A 21,806-nucleotide genomic window follows, 5' to 3' on the forward strand; every position below is an offset into this window, starting at 1 on the left:
CCCGGTTTAGGTCGCCTTGTGAGCGACCAGACTGGCTCAATCGCCAGATGTTTTTTTATGGCTGACATTAAAGAGCCCCCGAATCGAGGGGGCTTTTCATTCGACGACAGGCGCTTGGCTATTGATGACAGCACCCGACGATCCCGCGGACGACCTCGCGCCCGTGGTGGCTTGCGCCAGGACCAGCAGCGCGTTTTCAAAGTCGTACTGTTCGATGGCGTGATTCAGCTCACGGAAATGCTCGGGAAAAACCGTGGCCAACAGTGCTTTGTGCTCCTGCAGCAGTTGTTCCGCTTTCGGATTGTCGTCACGCAGCAAGGCATCCAATTGAGCAATCACCGTATCGCCCAGCGACAAGTCAACCGGACCGCATACCGTTGCCACCGGCTCGGGCAAGGCCCGGGCAATGCTGGTTATCTGTCGCTCCAACAAGCCCTGCAGCGACTGCAGAGTGTCGATGGAGGCCGCGCCATGGCGGCCATCGACATCTTGGCGCAACTGCTGTTCAAGGTTGTTGGCGTGGCGCTGCAACTCGTACGCGCCGATCATCCCGGCCAGGCCCTTCAGCGTATGCGCCAGGCGCTCGGCGGTGGAACGATCGTCTCGCGCCAGCGCGTCGCGTATGTCCTGCATCGTGGATGACTGGCTCGTGGAAAATCCGCGCAACAGGCTGATGTAGCGATCGGGTTTGCCCTGCACCGTGCGCAGGCCCACCTGGATATCGAGACCGGGAATGGCCGCCGGCAGCACGTCAACCAGGGACCCCGTATCGACCGCTCCAGCTCTCAGCGCACAAGGCGCCACGCCGGTCGGTTTGATCCAGCGCAACAGCGTGCGAAACAGCACCTCTGGATCGATCGGCTTGGCGACAAAATCCACCATGCCCGCGCTCAGACAACGCTCCCGATCTACCTGCATGGCGTTGGCGGTCATGGCCACGATCGGCAGATCACCCTTGCCTGGCAGATCCCTGATGGCCCGCGCCGCGCTCACGCCGTCGAGTACTGGCATCTGCATATCCATGAGCACCAGGTCGTAGTCAGCCGTTTGCACCCTGGCGACAGCAATTTGTCCATTGTCGGCGATATCCACCAGCAAGCCGGCGTCGGTCAGCAATTCTGTCGCCACCTGCTGGTTCAGTTCGTTGTCTTCGGCCAGCAGGATTCTCGCACCACGGATCGTTGCCATGGCGTCCTCCACTGCCCCATCGTCAGGCATTGACTCGACTTCACCCTGCGTGTTGCTGAGCAGTTTGCCCATGGCGTCAAACAGCGTGGAGGGGCTGACCGGCTTGACCAACACGGCCTCCAGCCCGGTGTCGCTCGCATCGGCCAGCAAGTTGTCGTGGCCGTAAGCCGTCACCAGCGCCATGCGCGGCACCTTGCCAGCATGCCCACGCTTGATCAGTTTCGCCGTCTCAATGCCGTCCATGCCTGGCATCTGCCAATCCAGCAACACGACATCAAATGGCGTGCCTGCAACATTGGCGTCGCGCAGTGCGCCGATGGCCATCACCCCCGACTCCGTGCTGAGTACCCTGAAGCCCATCTCGGTCAACATTTCCGAGAGGGTGTGTCGGGCGCTGGCATTGTCGTCCACTACCAGTACCCGGCGACCATGCAGGTCCGGGCGTTGAAGCTTTCTGCGCGCGGTGGCCACAATGCCGACACGGGCCGTGAACCAGAAGGTCGAACCCTGACCGACAATGCTGTCCATGCCGACCGCACCGCCCATCAACTGAGCGAGTTTTTTCGCAATCACCAGGCCCAGGCCGGTGCCGCCGTACTTGCGGGTAGTCGAGGTGTCTGCCTGCTGAAAGCTTTGAAACAGACGCTGCATCTGCTCTTTAGACAGACCGATGCCGGTGTCCTTGACCGCAAAGTACAACAGCGCATCGGACTCGCCGCGCTCCTGCAGATTGACCTCGATGGTGATCTGGCCGCGCTCAGTGAACTTGACGGCGTTGCTGGCATAGTTGACCAGAATTTGCCCCATGCGCAGCGCGTCGCCCAGCATCACCGGCGGGACATCGCGGCCTACATCGAGGATCAACTCCAGATTGCGTTGCGCGGCGCGGGTCCCGACCAGATTCACCACATTGTCCAGCAGTTCCTCAAGAGTGAACTCGCCCTGGTCGACGTTAAGCATGCCGGCTTCAATCTTGGAAAAATCGAGCACGTCGTTGATGATGCCCAGCAAATGCCTGCCGGACTGCTGGATCTTCTCGATGTAGTCGCGCTGACGAGGATTCAGGTCGGTTTTCAGCGCCAGGTAGCTCATGCCGATGATTGCGTTCATTGGCGTGCGGATTTCATGGCTCATATTGGCCACGAAGTCGCTTTTGTGTTGGTCGGCGATTTCAAGCTGGCGGTTTTTTTCCTGAATCTCGATGAAAAAGTGCCGCAACTGCTCACTGGCTTTGTTCGTTGAATCGATCAGATCCCTCAACTTGTCGGCCATTATCCGCACACGACCCAACGCACTGTTGGCAGGCGCTTGCGCAATCAATACGCCCAAATTGCCGGTAGCCAGCTCGTTCAACACCCGATTAAGTTCGCCAGGAGCGCCCCCCAGCAATTCGAGGATCTGTCTGCGCCCGAAATAGATCAGGAGGCAAAACTCAGCAATCAGTAGCAGCAAAATTGCCACGAACAGGTTCTGCGCAAAATCAAGGGCACTGTTGGACTGAGCCACTTCCCGCGAAGTCCGAGCGTCCATCAACCCGAAGAACTCATCCACCGGCTTCATGATCTGTGCCTTGAAGGCATGGTACTGGGGGCTATACAGAAGTTCCCGGGCCAGCGGCAGGTCAGGCTCGCCTTCCACCGTGTAACTGCCCCGGACATTGGCAAACCGGCCCTTGACCGCGTTCATCGCCTGAACCTCAAGGCGCACCAGATTATCGGAATGGGCCTGGGCGTCCGTGAGCTTGGCGAACTCCTCATCGGTGAACCCTTCGCGCCTGAGCAGCGTCAGCAAGGCCACCGGCGCCTCATCGGGGCGCGGCTGCCAATCGCCCGCCGCGACAAAGTCCCAGTAGATGCGGTGATAGTCCTTGGGGCGTGGCGCATCGCCTTTGCGGATATCAATGATCTTCAGGTATTGGCGTTCAAACTCCGGGTTCACCGTCACCACATAAGTACGTGCCAGGCGGGTCAATTCATCGGAGCTGCGGCGCAGTTCTTCGGCCAGTAAGTAAGACCGGTAACGCTTCTCGCTGGCTGCATGGGCATCGTATGCCGCTTGTTTGATGCTGATGAAGGTATAGAGCAGACCTGCGAACGTAATCGCGATTGCAACAAGTACGTACTGGATGACTTTCGAACTTTTGGTTGATTTCACTTTTTTTGTGTTCCTGACGCCAGTACATACCAATCGTGATTTTAGGGGAAAGCCTGGAGTCGCTCCGGCCCCTACTTTGGCTCTTCGCTATCGGTGTCGGCGAAGCACCGGGCAATCTGTTCGAACTTCTCTTCCAGGACCTTGAACGCCGCAACCACGTCCGGATCAAAATGCCGACCGGCCCCGTCATAAATGATTGCCGCCGCGGTCTGGTGGCTCATTTCCGATTTGTACACGCGCCGGCTGATAACCGCGTCGTAGACGTCGGCGAGCGCCATCAGGCGGGCACTCACGGGAATAGCGTCGCCGACCAGGCCACGGGGATAGCCGCTGCCATCCCATTTTTCGTGGTGGCACAGGGCGATTTCCTTGGCGATGCGCAGGAAGGGAACCTGCGCGCCCAACAACTCTTCGGCATGGACCAGCGCCTGATAACCCAACTGCGCGTGAGTCTTCATGATTTCGAATTCGGCCGGCTCGAAGCGCCCCGGCTTGAGCAAGATATGGTCAGAAATACCGACCTTGCCAATGTCGTGCAAAGGAGCCGACTTGAACATCAACTCAATGCTCTGTTCGTCCAGATCCGCACTGAAGCGCGGGTGATGGCGCAGTTCCTCGGCCAGCGCCCGCACATAATGCTGTGTTCGCCGCAGGTGGTTGCCCGTCTCGTTGTCACGGGTCTCGGCCAATGACGCGAGCGCCAGGATGGTCACGTCATGGGTGGCTTGCAGCTCGCGGGTACGCGCCATCACTTGCTGATCGAGAAAAGTATTTTGCAGGCGCAACTGATCGGTCGCGACCTTCAGGCGAATCTGCGTCTGCACCCGCGCCAGCAGTATCGGCGGACTGATCGGCTTGTTCAGATAGTCGCTCGCGCCCAGTGCAAACCCCAGGCATTCATCCTCGTCCTGGTTCCTGGCGCTGAGAAACAACACCGGCACGTCACACGTTTTGGGATCTGCCTTAAGTCGACGACAGACTTCATGGCCATCCATTTCTGGCATCATCACATCCAGCAAAATCAGATCGGGTATGGTTCGATCGACAATGCGCAATGCCTGCGCACCGCTGGTAGCGACACGCACCTGGTAATGCTCCTGCAGCAACTCACTTATCAGGCGCAGGTTGGCCGGCACATCGTCGACGACCAGCACGGTGGGTTTGTGGGGTGGGAGACTCAACGGAACTTCCTTACGGGGGCTCACGAATGCCCGGCTCAAACAGCCAGTGCAAACGCTGGTGCCGCAAATGCACGAACAAGAGAAAAGCGACGCAAAGTCGAATTTGTCATTGCCGTCAGTAACTCACGCCCCGTACCAAGCTGCTCTGAATTGGACTGAGCCGCATCCGGCGCAACGCTGAAAAGCGCTGAAAAATTCTGATCCGCACCCTGCAGAGCCATACGCCGCCTGCTTTCCGAACATTTGCAGCCAGTACTTTGCGCATGCTTCTCAGCGCTGGGCCGAGACGCGCCTGCGCACGTTCATAAGCTTCGCAAAGGCGACAGCCGATTGAAAAATTTCGCTCGTGTTATACTCACCGGTTAGAATACGGGAACAATAATGACCACAAATATCCCAAGCACTGTGTACGGTTCCCAAAAATCCACGCCCGAAATAACTCGCTGTCCGCCGCGAAGAGCTCTCGCCATGTTCAATTCGGAGCTCGCATGAGCAGGATGTTGATCGACAGCCGACTGGTCTTCGACGAAGACAACTTTCTACTTTTTCTTGCCGACGACGCTTCCGTTGAGCCTTATCGGCTCAACGCGATTTCCAGTCGTTGCCTGGCCCAGTTACTCAGGTCGAATGGGTCTGTAGTACGCAAACGCGAACTTATCGCCGGTGCCTGGGGGCAATATGGACTCGAGGTGACCGATAACAGCCTGGCGCAGGCCGTGCGGCAACTGCGGGTGGCCATCGACAGGTTCCAGCCAGGCCTTGACCTGATCCAGACCCATCCTCGTATCGGCTACAAACTTGCCGAGGGCGTTCAGATTGTCGAACTGGCTGCGGCACCACCAGCGAACGACAGCGACAATCCCTTGCCCTGCGACGAGCCCTTGACCGAAACAATGGCACCCGCGGCATTCCCGACTCATGCCCCTGCCGCAGCGCCATCGGCGCCCCGAAGAAGCAGAGTCGGCATAGCCTTGATTCTGGGCGCCGTCACGCTTTGGGGGGCCCTGGTATTTCAGCTGACTGCATCCTGGTATGCGCAACCATTGCGTGCCCAGCCATTCGACTTTGCCGCGCCGCAAGCCATGGACAACACCCGGGTGCACTTGCCCAGCGGCGTCACCATCCCGCCGGAACGGTTGCAGAGAGTGCTGCACACGGGCAAACAGGTAGCCAACTGGATGGGTATGGCCAACGACAGCAGGCATCTGTACCTGCTACCCGATTATCTGGGTCGCCACTTCCTGCTGTGTGCAGGTGAAATGAAAACGGCCAACAGCCAATGCATCGGAGTAAATCTGCGTGATTAGCCTGAACAAGCGTTGGGCCTGGTGCGCGGCTTTTGTTGTGGTCAGTGCGGCCTGCGCCTGGGCGGGGGCGCGCTGGGGTCAACACACGGCCGGACTCGATCTGATGTGTACCGCAGAAAGCGTGTACGCACAGCGTGGGGCAAAACAGTCGGAATTGGTGTTAGCGCGTTTAAGTGTGGATCTGAATAAAGACAAACTCAGCTATCTACGCATGGCCATTGAACGCGTTGACACCGACCAGGGGCGCATAACAGACGTCATGCAGCGCTACAGCACATTCACGGCAAAGCGTGAGGGTGACCGCTTGCTGGTTCAGGTCAAGGAAGCAGGCAAAGGCCAGACAGATACACAGTTGCCTTTTGAATATCCCAGACTCGGACTCTTCATTTTTCAGCCAGGCTCCAGCCTCAGCTATCACCTACGGGTACTCGACGAATCACATTATCTGATCGAAAACGGGACCGAATTGATTGTCCTGTGTAACCGCAATCGCGACGTTGTGGCAGATAAAAGCAGCGAAACCCGCCCTTCAACGCTATAACGCCTGGATGCCAAGCTCCTCGTGCAGCAGTTGCACCAATTGCTCCGGGTCGAACGGCTTGAGTAAAAAATCGACGACATCCAAATGCATGGCATCGATGGCATCCCGAACACCCGCATCACCGGACATGATCACAATGGGCATCTGCGCCCGGTCTGATTCGCGAATATAGCGTATCAGCGTCAAGCCACTTTGCGGATGCATCCGCAGGTCAGTGATAACCAGCCCGATGGACTTGTCAGTGGCAAGCCAACTCAAAGCCTCGGCGACACTTGCGGCGGCCAGACATGAAATACCATTGAGCTGCAGAATTTCAGCCAGCATCTCGCGGGTAAACTGATCATCCTCGACGATCAGGACCGTTTGATGGAGCAAATCTGTTTCGTGCATGACGGCATTGATTGCTTCACGCTCGGCATCACTCAAAATTTCGTAATCGGACATCATCCCCAACCGTCTGCAGTCGCTGGCCACCTGGCTGTTTTGTTGCCTGTGCCAGGCGATTGCATTAACGCATGCAGTACGTGAGCCCGCTGTGAAAAGGCATGAATCGTCTCAGGGTTGGGGATGAAAAACGCTGAAAGCTTCTGCTGTATCCCCGAAAGTGGCGGTTGGGGTCAGAGCAAGATAAGGCGGGCGCGGTTGCGCGAGTTGCAATTGGGTTCCAGCACTTTTACACAAAGCTGGTTTATCGCCTTTACCGACCTTCGCCTCAGGCATGCGCCTCTCGATCAAGAACGTCCGCCACCCATTGATTGATGCTCTTGTGAGCTAACTGCGCTTTAACCGCGACTGTTGCGTGGAGCGCAGGCGCCAAGCGCAGGTTGAGATTGCCTGAATAGGGTTTTTGCGGTGAACGTCCGAACCAAGGGTAGGGGGAGATAAAGCGCTACATGGAGCAGAGAGACATTACGCCTATAGGAGTCGACATATTCACTCCGGACTTCATAGCAATCGCACGCGGATTTGGTTGCATAGCGGAGCGCGCAAACGATCACCAGCATTTGCAAGAACTGCTGAGAAACGCTCCTACTGACAGATGTTTTTGAATGCTACGGTGAACGCTTCACGGAGGATTATCGATGCCAAACTCTGATCTGCTTCCTCCCCTACTGTACAAGCTCAACGAAAACCAGCTCACCTTGGAAGCCGCCATCATGGAGCTTTCGAATTGGGTCAAGCAGCGCGGATCGCCCTGGAAGCCATAGATAAAAATGAAGACTTCATCAAGATGACGCTCGCAGTACGGATGATTCCGGAGTGACAACGATCGGTCGATTGCAGCCCTTCACAGAGGGCCGCGCTGGGTCGTTAGTAGCCCAGCGCGACAGGCTGTAATCGGCCAAATGGACGCGACTCTGGCTCAACGTGAATCATTTTGGTTTCGCTTGATTGAATCGAGCGAGTCTAAAGCATTGGTCGCGGAGTTGAACAAGCAGGGCGTTGCGCCAAGGTCGAACGGGCGAAGGGCAATCCGCGCCGTCAAACGTTGGTTGATATACGACTAATTTCAGCCCCTACGTTTACGTTTTGGCTCTTCATTATATTGCTCACCACGACCACTTATTAACCACTCCCGGTGAACACCGAGCCGTTTTGCCAGCAACCTCAACAATTGACTTGATGGCACCGACTCCGCATTAAGCCAACTGCGTGGTACATAAACACTTACTCCGACAAGCCCCGCCAAATAGCTAAGGCGTTCGGTTTCCTCAATACCTCGTTCAGCCAATACCCCATTCAATCGGCATGAAAATGACTGACGAATCACGAAAAGTTTATCCACCTAAATAGATTTCCAAAAAAGTTGGGCTCTCCGCCGGGACCGCCGAAATTTCCGATGGAGAACGCCATATAATGAAAAACCAGCAACGTAAGTTGCTGGATTTGTTGTACTAATAACTTTTCCCTTTGGTTAAAAGCTGTATTCCACGCCAACCATTGCGGATGTCGTTGCGGATGCGTCTCTGTAGGCTTTTCCACCAACCTGTACGCCCACATTGCCCCACAGACTAAGCCGCGAGTTAAGCTGCCCTTCCACACCGGTTTTAACTTCTCCGATGTTTTTGGCTCCGTCCTGGCTCAGGCTGACCCCATCCATTCGCGTACCAAAGCTTTGGGTATTGTGTATCCAGTTCACTTCGACAAACGGCTGGATGATGGAGTCTTTACCATCATCCTTTTTGTTGTGTCCTTTCATGTAGACGCGCGCACCCAGACGAGTTTGAACGTTGCCGTCACCTTCGCCCGCGACGCGAGTGCCGTTGCTTTCAATGTGGTCGTCTGCTTCAACGCCCATCCAGATTGCTTGCGCCTGAGGCTGGATAAACCACTCATTCAGCAATCCCTGGCTTCCGGCAATCTCCCCTAATTTATGCGTATAGCCCAACTCCAGCGATGTGGTTATGCCGCTCGATTTGTAGGACTCACTCTCGACATCCTGACCAGCCACTCTGTTGTTAAACCGGCCGTACTGTGCCCAGCTGTCCACATAAGCGCCCTGACGTGTTTCGTCATTCTGATACCAGGTGGCATACATTCCAGCACTGTAACCATCCACCGAACCTTTAGAGTCATAGCCCGTGACTCTGGAGTTGCTTTTACTGCTGTTGCTACCGTAACCCGCCATTACGCCCAAGTGCAGGCGTTGCAGGCCATCCGAACTCCACTGAGCGATATCGCCACCCAACTGCGTGACATAACGGTTACTTCGGGTCTCAATCTGCCCACTGCTGTCTTTCCAGCGGTTATGCCCCCCAACCTGGCGCAGCCATATGTTGCTGACTTTCTCCTCACCGGTCAGCTCATCGGTATACCGAGTTCCACCCGAACGGTCGTGCAGACTGGTGTTAAACATAGTATTGGCCGCCGCCAGATTGGCCGTGTAGCTTGCCGATTCTGGGCGCACCGTTGGATTGCCTTTTTCCTTCGGCTCTGGTGAAGGCGCCCCCGGCTTAGCCGTCGTATCGAGACTTGTCAGGAACCAGTCAGCACCTTTTTTCACCAGGCTGTAATCATACGCCCCGGCAACAATACGTCCTGATTTAGTGAAAGTACCGTCAGACTGGCCTTTAACTTCCACCACCCGGATCCCTTCTACCGTCTGCGCACCGCCACCACCCGCGTTGTTGACCTTCATGAAGGTATTGCCGCTGGTATTGCCGTTGACTAACAGTTTATCCGTTACGGAATTGTCATCACCCAGCACAGTGTTCAGCTCGATGGTGCCGCCCTGGCCATTCCAGTTATTCGCCGTCAGCGTACGACCTGCTGTCATAGGCGAGGAACCCGGAGCCACATAACGCAGCGTACCCGCGAGGTTGACATCATCGACCAGTGAATCTGCCGTCATATTCCAGGCACTGGATGCGTCAATGTTCACATCCGTCGGGTCAATCCAGCCTGTCAGGCTGGCACCATTACGCAGGGAAAACGCGGTGTTGTCTTTGGCAAGGATATTACTGACCAACTGTGCACCGCCATTTGAGCCATCCAGTGTCAGTTCACCCTCATCAATCAGGGTGTTGCCCGTCCAGTCTGTTTTACCTGTCAGAACCACTTCACCGGCACCGCGTTTAATGACTTCACCCGTGCCGTTGATGGTGTTGTCCATGGTTCCGGTGGCGCCACTAAGCACTAACGTACCGTTTGTCGTGACTTCGCTGCTGCCCAACCCCTCAACATTGTTGAGCTGGACACTCGCACCTTGGGCGATATTGGTTGCTGCACTGAGCGCACTATTTGCGCCCTGTACATCAAGTGTTCCACCGTTGACATTGAGCTTCCCGGCACCCGCCAGTGCGCCTGCTGCGGTCCCGCCATTGCTCAGATTCAGCGTGCCGCCATTAAGATTCAGCCTGGAGCCCGTTTCACCGTTCAGCGCACCAATGGTCTGGGTTTTGCCGTTGAGATCAAATCCACTGGTATCTGCGAGGTTTAACTTGCTGGTCTGGCCGAGCGCGTTATCGCTGCCTGCCTGCAATGTGCCTGAGTTAACACTGGTTTCGCCGGTGTAGTCGTTGGTGACGTTAGTTAACGAGACCACTGCGCTACGGCCGTCAATCGCCAGGTTACCCGTACCGGTGATCTTGGCAGACATATCGGCTGATGCGCCGTTTGTTCCCGCATCCTGCGCCAACGTCAATGTCTGGTCTGCTTGCAGATCCAACTGCTTCAGGCCGTAGTTCACATACAGACCATCGTTCTGTGTGCCAGACGTCAGACGGTAATCGTAAGTCCCCTTCGCGACCAGGTTGCCATTCTGACTGACATCAATCTCGCGTGCCGCCGTGATTTTCTGGCCATTCTGATCCACCAGATCCAGTGCACCACCCGCGCCAGTGACATCGTTCGATCTCACCAATTGCACGCCTGTGTCACCTTCATCCTGCATCAACAGGTTGGTGGCATTCGGCGTATCCGGCGCGCTTGAGTTAAGCGGCTCTGGCAGTTTCACCATCACGGTACCGGTGCGGTTGATGTCCAGTGCACCCGCCGTGATCAGGCTGGTCGCCACACGTTGATCCGGTGCAGTGGCGTTGAACTTCACGGTACCGCCGTTAATCGCCAGCCCGCCGATCTGCTGATCACCGTCACCGACAGTGGTCACGTTGCCCGCGCCCACTTCCAGAGTTGCATGGGTCAGTGCCGTGGTGTTGTCACCCGACAGCGCAAAGGTGTTGTTGGTCAGATTCGCCGTACCGGCAAAGTCTGCGCCCACACCGCTACCAAAGTTAAACGCCTGCCCGCCGTTGGAGGCATTCAGCATGCCCGCGCCAGTCAGTGCGTTGTCGAAGCTGAACGCACCGGTAGTTTGGGCATTGACCGTGCCACCTGTGGCAATGTCCACGTTGCCCGAACCCAGATTGGTGTTGCTGCTGGTCGTTGCACTGTCTACCGCCAGCGTGCCACTACCCGTCACATTCCAGTTACCGGTGTAAACGGAGTTATCCGCCGTGACGGTGGCCTGCGCCCCGCTCACGGTAGTCGCTCCGGCACCTGCCAGCTGGTTATCAAAGACGCTGGCCGTGGTCAGCGCCAACTCAAGATTTGCTGCCGCGTCGATATTCACCACGCCAGTGCCTGTGCCATCAGCGTTCGTCAGCTTCAGCACCCCGCCAGAAATCGTGGTCGGGCCGCTGTAGCTGTTAGCACGTGCGATGGTCAGTGTGCCTGTGCCGTTCTTGGTCACCGCACCTGTGCCATTAATCGCATTATCCAGCGTCCAGTCGGTCGCGGTATCGACGTTAAAAGTACCGGTGTTGTTGATAACCGCCGTGCCCAGATTCGCCGCTTCCGTTGCGGTCAGGCGGGTATCTGCATCAGTGTTCCAGGTACCTGACACCGCATTCGTGCCAGCCAGCGTCACATCAGCGGCGTTGCTCAGTTGCACCGCGCCCGCGCCATTGATGACGTTATCCAGCGTGCCAGTATCACCGTTCACCAGCAGCGTACCGGCAGTGGTTATTTCACTGCTGCCCAGCCCGTCGACATTGTTGATACTAACCGTCGCACCGCTGGCAATAGCGGTGGCCGCCGTCAGTCCAGTGTTCGCGCCCTGCACATCGAGTGTTCCACCGTTAACGTTCAACTGACCTGCACCGGTCAGTGCACCAGCCGAGGTCCCGCCATTGCTCAGATTCAGCGTGCCGCTGTTGACGTTCAGCGTTGAACCCGTCGCGCCATTTAGCGCACCGATGGTCTGGGTTTTGCCGTTGAGATCAAAGGTGGAGGTATCCGCGAGGTTTAACTTGCTGGTCTGGCCGAGTGCGTTGTCACTACCCGCCTGCAATATCCCGGTGTTAACACTGGTTTCGCCGGTGTAGTCGTTGGTGGCGTTAGACAGAGACAACACATCGTCACGAGCATCAATGGCCAGGTTTCCGGTGCCAGTGATTTTGGCTGACATATCAGCTGAAACGCCAGTTGCACCCGTGTCCTGAGCAAGCGTCAGCGTCTGGCCTGCCTGCAGATCCAGTTGTTTCAGGCCGTAGTTCACATACAAGCCGTCGTTAAGTGAGCTGGAGGTCAGTCGGTAATCGTACGTCGCCTTCGCTACGGTATTACCGTTCTGGCTGACGTCTACCTCACGTGCCGCCGAAATGACCTGATCATTTTGATCGACCAGTTCGAGCGCACCGCCGCTACCCGTCACATTACTTGATCTCACCAACTGTACGCTGACGTTCTCCTCATCCTGCTTCAGCAGGTTGGTAGTGTTAGGTGTATCGGGTAGAGCCGGATTGAATGGCGTTGGCACATTCACGCGCACGGTACCGGTGCGGTTGATGTCCAGTGCACCCGCCGTGATCAGGCTGGTTGCCACAACCTGCTCCGGTGCAGTGGCGTTGAACAGCATTTTGCCGCCGTTAATCGTCAGCCCGCCGATCTGCTGATCACCGTCACCGACAGTGGTCACGTTGCCCGCGCCCACTTCCAGAGTTGCATGGGCCAGTGCCGTGGTGTTGTCACCCGACAGCGCAAAGGTGTTGTTGGTCAGATTCGCCGTACCGGCAAAGTCCGCACCCACACCGCTACCAAAGTTGAATGCCTGTCCATTGTTGGAGGCATTCAACGTACCCGCTCCGGTCAGGACGTTGTCGAAGCTGAACGCACCGGTGGTTTGGGCATTGACCGTGCCACCTGTGGCAATGTCCACGTTGCCCGAACCCAGATTGGTGTTGCTGCTGGTCGCTGCACTGTCTACCGCCAGCGTGCCACTTCCGGTCACATTCCAGTTACCGGTGTAAGCGGAGTTATCCGCCGTGACGGTGGCCTGCGCCCCGCTCACGGTAGTCGCTCCGGCACCTGCCAGCTGGTTATCAAAGACGCTGGCCGTGGTCAGCGCCAACTCAAGATTTGCTGCCGCGTCGATATTCACCACGCCAGTGCCTGTGCCATCAGCGTTCGTCAGCTTCAGCACCCCGCCAGAAATCGTGGTCGGGCCGCTGTAGCTGTTAGCACGTGCGATGGTCAGTGTGCCTGTACCGTTCTTGGTCACCGCACCTGTGCCATTAATCGCGTTATCCAGCGTCCAGTCGGTCGCGGTATCGACGTTAAAAGTACCGGTGTTGTTGATAACCGCCGTGCCCAGATTCGCCGCTTCCGTTGCGGTCAGGCGGGTGCCTGTTGCTGTGTCCCAACTGCCCGACAGAGTATTAATGCCCGCCAGCGTCACATCAGCGGCGTTGCTCAGTTGCACCGCGCCCGCGCCATTGATGACGTTATCCAGCGTGCCTGTCGCACCGTTCAACGCCAGCGTGCCATCAGTCGTGATCTCGCTGCTGCCCAGACTGTCGACATTGTTGATATTCACGGTGGCACCGTTGGCGATAGCCGTCGCAGCGGTCAGCCCGCTGTTCGCGCCCTGTACATCGAGTGTTCCACCGTTAACATTCAACTGACCTGCACCGGTCAGTGCGCCAGCCGAGGTCCCGCCATTGCTCAGATTCAGCGTGCCGCTGTTGACGTTCAGCGTTGAACCCGTCGCGCCATTCAGCGCACCGATGGTCTGCGTTTTACCGTTGAGGTCAAAGGTAGTGGTATCCGCGAGGTTTAACTTGCTGGTCTGGCCGAGTGCATTATCGCTGGCTGCCTGCAACGTCCCGGTATTAACACTGGTTTCGCCCGTGTAGTCGTTGGCGTCATTAGACAGCGACACCAGGCCGTTACCCGCTTCAATCGCCAGGTTACCGCTACCGGTTAATTTGGCAGACATATCGGCAGACGTGCCATTTGCGCCGCTATTTTGTTCAAGCGTCAGAGTTTGCCCGGACTGCAACGCCAGTTGGCTCAAACGGTAGGTAGCGTATAAACCATCCACAGCGCTGCTACCCGCAGCACGGGTTGCCAGACCATATGAATAGGTGCCCACCGCCACGGTATTGCCACCCTGCACGATGTTTGATGTGCCGGAGGTCAGATCATTGCCCGCCAGATCTTTCAATACCAGATTGACTTCAGAACCATTCACCGAAGTGGCAGAAATCAGCTGCTGAGTGGTCCCTTCATCCTGCACCAGCAAATTGCCGGAGGTGCCAGCGTTTTGCTGATCAAGTTCAACATTGCCTGCTGTTAAGTTCAGGGTATTGGTTGCAACCGTTCCGGTCGGCAGATTAGAGAACTTCATCGTGCCGCCATCAAATGTCAGGTTGCCGACAGCCTGGTTACCCGCATCTACAGTCGTGACGTTGCCCGCGCCCATATTCAGCGTAGCGTTAGTCAACGCGGTGGTGTTATCGCCACCAAGATTAAAGGTGTTGTTCGACAGATTGACGATTCCGCCAAAGTTAGCACCCACTCCGCTTCCAAAGTTGAACGCCAGCCCACCGTTGGAGGCATTAAGCATGCCGCTGCCAGTCAGTGCGTTGTTAAAGCTGAACGCACCCGTGGTTTGGGTATTCAGAATGCCACCCGCGGCAATGTCCACCGCCCCTGTCCCCAGGTTAGTGGTACTGCTGATCGCCGAGTCAGCGACCGCAAGCGTGCCGAGGCCAGTGACACTCCATTTACCGGTGTAAGCCGAATTGTCAGCCGTGATGGTGGTCTGTGCCCCGCTCACGGTGGTGGTTCCAGCACCCGCCAGTTGGTTATCGAAGACACTGGCAGATGCGAACGCCAGTTCAAGGCCCGAAGCTGTGTTGATCGTGATTGCACCGGAACCCGCACCATCGGTGTCAGTCAGTTTCAGCAAACCGCCAGAAACGGTGGTGCCACCGGTGTAAGTATTGGCAGTGCTCAGCAACAATGTGCCTACATCCGCTTTGGTCAGTGCACCTGTGCCTGCAATATTGCCGGTCATGGTAAGCGTAGTGCCACTGTCCACATCAAACGTTGCCCCAACCGCGTTGATTGTTGCGGCACGTGCAGATGTCATTGATGCGGTGGTTTCCAGGGAGCCACCATTGAAGATTAATGCCCCCGAGGTCGCACCAAGGTTGGCATCGCTGGATATCTGGATTTTGCCTGCGTTTAAGTTGGTGCCGCCGCTGTTAGTGTTAGCCCCCGCCAGCACCAGGGTGCCGTTATCGGTTTTGGTCAGCGCACCGCTGCCATCAATGACGCCATTCATCGTCATAGTGATCGCATTATCAACATCAAACGTTGCGCCACCTGCATTGAGCGTGGTCGCACGAGCCGAGACCATGGTGCCAGTGGATTCGAGTGTCCCGCCATTGATACTGAGCGCACTGCTCGCCGCACCCAGGCCGCTATCACTGGCCACACTCACCGTACCGCCGTTGATATCTGTACCGCCGGTGTAAGTATTTGTACCACTCAGAACCAGCTTGCCAGCATCGGTTTTGGTTAGTTTGCCTGCACCGTCGACCACACCGCTCATAGTCAGTGTATGTCCGGCGTCGATATCAAACGTGCCACCCTTAATCGTCAGCGTGGTTGTACGGGCTGTCGTGAAGGTGGCCGTGCTTTCCAGAGAACCACCGTCCAGACTCAACGCGCCAGTAGAAGCACCCAGGTTACTGTCGCTGGATACACTCAGCGTCCCGTCATTAATCGCGGTTCCACCGCTGTAGGTATTGCTACCCGTCAGCACCAACTTACCTTTATCGGTCTTGGTGAGTTTGGTGCTGCCTTGCAGAACGGAGCCAATCGTCGCCACATAACTTGCACCGATATCACTGTCGTCACCAACACGAACAGTGGTGCTTTTCGTACCGGAATCAGTCTCAAGGAGGTCTATCGCCCCACCAACAAGTGAGTACCCATTAACCGCAAACTGTAACCCGCTCGTGGAGATCGGGCCGAGACTGTTGTCGACCGTCACTACTCCAGGCGTTCCCTGGAAAATCACGAACGACGTCGGGGTATAGGTTGAGTTGGCGGAACTGTTTTCATCCCCCCAGGATTGGTTCGCCAGGCTTCGGTTCCAGACACCGGTGCCACCATCCGCCGCGCCGTTGTTATATTTGGCAGGGTTGCTGCCATCCCAAACAGCGGTGAGAACACCGGTGGTGTTAATCAGGTTGATTTGCCCAGGGACACCAGTTTGCAGAGCCACCGTGGTAGAAGGCGGCATGTTACCCAGCGCCAGGCCGTTGTTGGTCAGGGCACCGTTATAGTTAAAGATGCGATAGATACCTGGGTCGAAAGTACCACCTGTCGGGACAGTGACATCCAGGCGACCGTCGAGGGTCAGGTTTCCGCCAACGTTGGTCAGGCTGTTTTTCGACACGCCATTGAGCGAACCGAAGGTATAACGCAGGACTGACGTGCCATTGAGGGCAAGATTCCCCTTCACCGTCAATGTGCCGCCGGTCCCATCGGTGTTACCTGGTTTCAGAATGCCATCATTGGCAATGGTGACGTTACCGCCAATCGTGCCGGTACCGCCCAGCGCCGCATTGGCCGCGATGGTTGTCGCCCCTGTGGCAGCCGACTGATCGCCATTCACAATCAAGCGACCCGTGGAAACCGTGGTTGCCCCTTTGTAGCTATTGTTCGCCGTCAGGATGATATTGCCCGAACCATTTAGCAGCAGGCCACCGGTACCTGAAATAGTGTTATCAACGGTCACCGTATCGCTACGGTTGAAGGCCAGTTTGCCGTTGTTAAGGATATCGCCGGTAATTGAGCCGGTGGTCCCGCCATTGCCGAGCTGCAAAGTGCCCGCATTGATGGTGGTAATACCGGAATAAGTCTGTGCCCCCGTCAATATAGTAGTGCCGGTACCATTTTGTTCTACCGCGCCGGAACCGGAAATGACGCCGGCATAGGTGTAGGCATCGCTGCGATTAAAAGAAAAGTTGCTGTTATTCGTCACATTGCCAGCAATCGAGCCCGTTGTACCACCATTGCCAAGTTGTAACGTGCCAGCATTAACGAGGGTAGCACCGGTATAAGTATTCGCGCCGGTCAATGAGGTGGTGCCGGAGCCGTCCTGCTGAACGACACCAGTGTTGAAAATGGTGCCTCCATAAACGGAACTATCGGTGCGATTAAAGGAGACCGTACCGTTGTTATTAATATTGCCAGCAACCGTTCCTGAGGTGCCACCATTGCCAATTTGTAGCTTAATCCCGTTGACGGTCGTACCGTTCTGAGCAGCATTCCCCCCCACTATTACCGTACCGTTTCCGCTACCTGTATTGCTAAGAAAGAGACCAGCCCCGCCTGTGATTTGCCCGTTTAACGTCAGCGTCGTGCCGTTGACAGTCTGAATATTGCTATTATTGTTAGAGGCAGAGATATTGCGTGAAGTGCTGAAACTGGTAAGCGCTTGCAGAGTACCGCCATCCAAGCTCACGCCGCCGTTCAGCGCACCCAAACTGGCGTCGTTCGTCACCCCCAGAATACCCCCGTTGACGTAAGTGCCTCCGGTATAGGTATTATTCCCCGTCAGAAGAACCATACCTTGCCTGATACCCAGCAAACCTCCACCTGAGATGTTCCCGGCCAGGGTCAGTGGTACTGCAGTGCTTGCACTACCGAAACTCCCTTGAGCACCTGAGTCAATAATGACATCACGCGCCAGTGTGGTTGCAGCATTCGCCACAAGCCAGGCGACATTAGTATTCCCACCGAAATGTATTCTGCTTGACGCTGCACCAAGATTGGAATCACTTACTACATAAAGCCGGCTGGTAGCGCCACCGGTCAGGTTTGTGTCACCCGTATAGGTATTTGTTCCATAGAGGTTAAGCGAACCGCTTAGCTGAGTAACCGAGCCACTACCGGAAATGGCACCCGAAAACGTATAGCCCGCATTGCGATTGAAGATCAGGCTGCCATTGTTGGTCACATTCCCCACGATAGAGCCTGCCGCACCTCGGCTCCCAAGCTGCAACGTACCCGCGTTAATGGTCGTGCCACCAGTGTAGGTATTGTTGCCCGTCAGTATCGTAGTACCACTGCCATTCTGCACCAGGTTACCGCTGCCGGAAATTGTACCCCCATAGCTGTAACCGTTGTTGCGGTTGAAAGTCAGTGTGCCATTGTCAGTTACTGCACCCGCGCCCAGTGCACCAGTAGTCCCGCCATTCCCAACCTGCAACGTGCCGGAAGAAATAGTCGTGGTGCCGCTGTAGGTGTTAGCCCCCGTCAGTACCGTGGTTCCCGTGCCAGCTTGCTGGACAGTACCGATACCGGAAATGACGCCACTTATTGTGGAGGTGTCACTGCGATTAAAGATAAGCGCGCTGTTATTGAGGATATTACCAACAACCGCCCCTGACGCGTCCCCATTACCAAGCTGTAGCGTGCCTGCGCTAATGGTAGTGCCGCCGGTATAGGTATTGTTACCCGCTAATACCAACTTGCCGAGGTCAGTCTTCGTCAGGCCGGTAGCCCCTTGGAGCAGAGTATCCACGGTAGCAGTATATCCGCTCCCTGCACCCGTGCCGTCCCCGACGCGGAATGTGGCGCTACCCGCCCCTGGCGTGGTTTCGACCAGGTCGATGGCATTACCTGTCACATGGTAACCGTTGGTGGCAAACTGCATCCCCGCCGAGGAAACGCCCCCAAGGCTGTCGTCTACGGTGACCGTGCCTGCCGCCCCCTGGAATACCGCGAAACCAGGACTATAGGCACTATTGGTCGAGCCCGAAGCATTAGTCCAGTTACTGTTGCCCCCCGTACCGCTGTTCCAGATACCCGTGCCGCCATTCACCACGCCGTTGTCCGCATTGCCCGCTGTAGCACCGTCCCAGAATCGCATATTAGCCAATGTATTGATCAGGTTGACCTGTCCATTGACTGAGGTCTGCAATACGGTGTTTGCGCCAGCAGGCATGGTGCCGAGAGCCAAACCATTGTCAGTCAGCGTCCCGTTATAACTGATAATGCGGTAAACCCCTGCACCGAAGACACCGCCAGGGGTTGTAGTACTGACATTCAGGGTGCCATCCAGCGTCACATTCCCGTCGACAACAGTCTGGTCGTTATACCGACCACCAACAACATCGGCCTGACCGAGGTTGTAATTCAGAATCGAGCCACCTGACAGCAGCAAATTACCGCGAATATTAAGGACGCCAGCGGCAGCGGCTGAGCCCCCTGGGGCCAGGGAACCGCCATCCGCGATGGTGACAGAACCGCCAATGGTGCCTGTACCGCCCAGAGTGGCACCAGATGCAACAGTCGTCATCCCGGTTGCCGCTGTCTGGTTGCCATTGATATACAAAGTGCCTGCCGCGACGTTTGTCGCGCCAGTATAGGTGCTGCTGCCGGTGAGTGTTGTCGCACCAGAGCCATTTTGCGTCAGAGTGCCAGCACCCGAGATTACGCCGCCATAGCTATAGCTGTCGTCTGAGCGGTTAAAGACCAGTGCACTATTGTTGGTGACATTCCCCGAGCCCAGCGCACCTGAAGCGCCACCGTTGCCAACCTGTACTGTGCCAGCGTCAATAATCACGCCACTGCCGGAGGAGCTGGTTCCAGCAAGAATCAGCGTACCCGTGTTGGTTTTGCGTAATGCAGAGCCGCTACCGTAAATATCGCCATTGACCGTCAACGTCGTGGTAGGGGCCACGTCCACGACGGCACCGCCAGCACCGAGTCCAATCCTATTGATGGCGAAGCTCCCCGTAGTGGCGAGTGTCGCGTTGTTTAGATTCGCTTCTTTCGCGCTACCCAGATTGGCGGCGTTAGAGACGATAACTTTGACCCCGCCCTGCATATAGGTAATGCCGGTGTAAGTATTAGTGCCATTCAGTACTATGGTACCGCCTGGGGTAAAAGCGCTGTTCAGAAATAAAGTGCCGCCGCCCGAGATGGTCCCGTTCAATGTTAACGTTGAGCCAAGGAAAGTTTCGAGAGTACCCGAACTGCTCAGAAAAATATTGCGGGAGGTCGTTAAGTCCGAGAGTGCCCGCAACATACCACCGGAAACGAAGTTCACATTACCGGACGCCGCACCAAGATTGGCGTCACTGGACACCGACAACCACCCGCCCCAGATATTGGTGCCACCGGAATAGGTGTTATTGCTCGTCAGGGTGACATTCCCGCTATCCACACCAAACGCGCCGGCACCGGAAATAACACCATTCAGGGTCAACGCGCCGCCCGCATTTGCACCGGCATAGGCGTTAACACCACTATTGATAAGAATATTACGTGCTGTGGCAAACCCGGTTGATGCACGGAAATTACTGCTGCCAATGAAATGTATCTGGCTTGACGATGCCCCGAGATTGCTATCGCTGGCAACTTGTAACAGACCCGCGCGGATCTGCGTTTCGCCAGTGTAGGTATTGATACCAGACAGGTTTGTGGTACCGCCATTTTGCAGCACCGAACCACTGCCGGAAATTACGCCCGCTTGGGTGTAAGCATTACTGTGGCTGAAGCTGAGTACACCATTGTTGGTGATATCACCCGTGATTGACCCGGTCGCCCCGCCAGCGCCGATTTGCAGTGTGCCTGCATTAATGGTGGTGCCGCCAGTGTAGGTATTTGCACCCGTCAGTATCGTGGTCCCGAGACCGTTCTGTACCAATTGACCGGTACCGCTAATCGCACCCGCATAGGTGTAGCTATTGCTGCGGTTGAAAGCCAGGGTGCCATTGTTGGTCAGAACACTACTGCCCAGGGTTCCTGTCGTACCGCCGTTACCAATTTGCAGGGTGCCGGATGAGAGAGTCGTGGTACCGCTGTTGGTATTCGTGCCCGTCAGGATCAACGTGCCTGCACCATTGAGGGTGAGCGCACCGCTGCCACTCATCACTCCGCCGATGGTCGCCGTCGCCCCCGATGCCACATTGACAGTACCGCCGCCCTGGGCAAGTGCGACATTACGCGTACTAATGAAAGGCCCGCCGGTGATAGCCAGTGTGCCTCGAGTCGTCAAATTACCGAGGGTGAGTAAACCTGTTGCCAGCCCTAAATTGCTATCTGAGGATACTTTCAGGGTGCTGTTATTGGTGATGGTGGTGCTGCCGTAGGTGTTAACACCACCCAGTACAAGCGTACCGCCGCCATTGACGTCAACACGTCCACTGCCGGCGATAATAGAATTAACCGTAGCCGTTTTACCGCTGCCGACGTTGATCGCCATCGTGCCTGAACTGGTCGTCAGGGTGCCGCCGTTAATAATGTAACCATCGACGGTGAATAACAGATCCTGAACGGTGATCGGACTAACAACCGTGATGGTCCCCGCCGTTCCTGCAAACTGAGCACTGTCCCCTGCAAGGTTGTTCCACGGTAAAGTAACCGTACCGTTGTACCATTCATTGCTGGTCACATCCCAGTTACCCGATCCCCCGGAGCCTTGCCCGGTCGGGGACCACGAAACCGTTGATGCAGTCACTGTTCCGGACATGGCAAACAACGCCAAGGCAACGGCACTTGGGCCCGTTTTGCTTCGGGAGCTTTTGCTGCGGCCTTTGGCCAACTCAGAGACGGCCACCCAGCATTGCTTTGCCACGCTCCATATAATGAGATAAACGGTATTCATAATTCAATTCACTGTCGGTA

At 56.3% G+C, this 21,806-nt stretch carries 7 protein-coding genes and 3 pseudogenes; 4 read left to right on the forward strand and 6 right to left on the reverse strand.

What is annotated here, in order from left to right; all coding sequences use genetic code 11:
* Window positions 1-96: 96 nt before the first annotated feature.
* The 3 genes from AC07OG_RS10970 to AC07OG_RS10980 form a co-directional block, all read right to left on the reverse strand.
* Complete coding sequence (locus AC07OG_RS10970) at window positions 97-3,342, reverse strand: hybrid sensor histidine kinase/response regulator (protein WP_495067018.1); 3,246 nt, start codon at window positions 3,340-3,342, stop codon at window positions 97-99.
* A gap of 71 nt (window positions 3,343-3,413) precedes the next feature.
* Entirely contained in the window at window positions 3,414-4,523 is a 1,110-nt protein-coding gene (locus AC07OG_RS10975; RefSeq protein ID WP_495067019.1) for a response regulator, read from the reverse strand.
* Between the two features lie 35 nt (window positions 4,524-4,558).
* On the reverse strand, window positions 4,559-4,744 hold the full coding sequence (locus AC07OG_RS10980; protein WP_495067020.1) for a hypothetical protein: 186 nt from the start codon (window positions 4,742-4,744) through the stop codon (window positions 4,559-4,561).
* A gap of 267 nt (window positions 4,745-5,011) precedes the next feature.
* On the opposite strand from AC07OG_RS10980, the gene AC07OG_RS10985 reads away from it, so the two are divergent.
* Window positions 5,012-5,830: a winged helix-turn-helix domain-containing protein gene (locus AC07OG_RS10985; RefSeq protein ID WP_082457456.1), complete on the forward strand. Its 819-nt coding sequence runs from the start codon at window positions 5,012-5,014 to the stop codon at window positions 5,828-5,830.
* Window positions 5,823-6,371: a hypothetical protein gene (locus AC07OG_RS10990; protein ID WP_495067021.1), complete on the forward strand. Its 549-nt coding sequence runs from the start codon at window positions 5,823-5,825 to the stop codon at window positions 6,369-6,371. Before AC07OG_RS10985 ends, AC07OG_RS10990 begins: the two co-directional genes overlap by 8 nt.
* Here the strand turns inward: AC07OG_RS10990 and AC07OG_RS10995 are convergent.
* Together AC07OG_RS10995 and AC07OG_RS11000 are read right to left on the reverse strand one after the other, a co-directional pair.
* Window positions 6,366-6,815 carry a response regulator gene (locus tag AC07OG_RS10995; RefSeq protein ID WP_495067022.1) on the reverse strand — a complete coding sequence of 150 codons (450 nt, stop codon included), beginning with the start codon at window positions 6,813-6,815 and terminating at the stop codon, window positions 6,366-6,368. The two genes, AC07OG_RS10990 and AC07OG_RS10995, sit on opposite strands and share 6 nt — an antisense overlap.
* Before the next feature lie 268 nt (window positions 6,816-7,083).
* A pseudogene (locus tag AC07OG_RS11000) lies at window positions 7,084-7,233 on the reverse strand (toxin-antitoxin system HicB family antitoxin); the annotation flags it as partial.
* Between the two features lie 13 nt (window positions 7,234-7,246).
* Between AC07OG_RS11000 and AC07OG_RS11005 the strand changes: the two are divergent.
* Together AC07OG_RS11005 and AC07OG_RS11010 are read left to right on the forward strand one after the other, a co-directional pair.
* Window positions 7,247-7,420 (forward strand): annotated as a pseudogene (locus AC07OG_RS11005) (5-guanidino-2-oxopentanoate decarboxylase); the annotation flags it as partial.
* A gap of 33 nt (window positions 7,421-7,453) precedes the next feature.
* Window positions 7,454-7,635: pseudogene (locus tag AC07OG_RS11010) on the forward strand (hypothetical protein).
* Between the two features lie 651 nt (window positions 7,636-8,286).
* On the opposite strand, the gene AC07OG_RS11015 reads toward AC07OG_RS11010, so the two are convergent.
* Window positions 8,287-21,786: an autotransporter outer membrane beta-barrel domain-containing protein gene (locus AC07OG_RS11015; RefSeq protein ID WP_495067023.1), complete on the reverse strand. Its 13,500-nt coding sequence runs from the start codon at window positions 21,784-21,786 to the stop codon at window positions 8,287-8,289.
* Window positions 21,787-21,806: the final 20 nt, after the last annotated feature.

It is taken from the genome of Pseudomonas sp. GW821-FHT09H03, assembly GCF_059415945.1.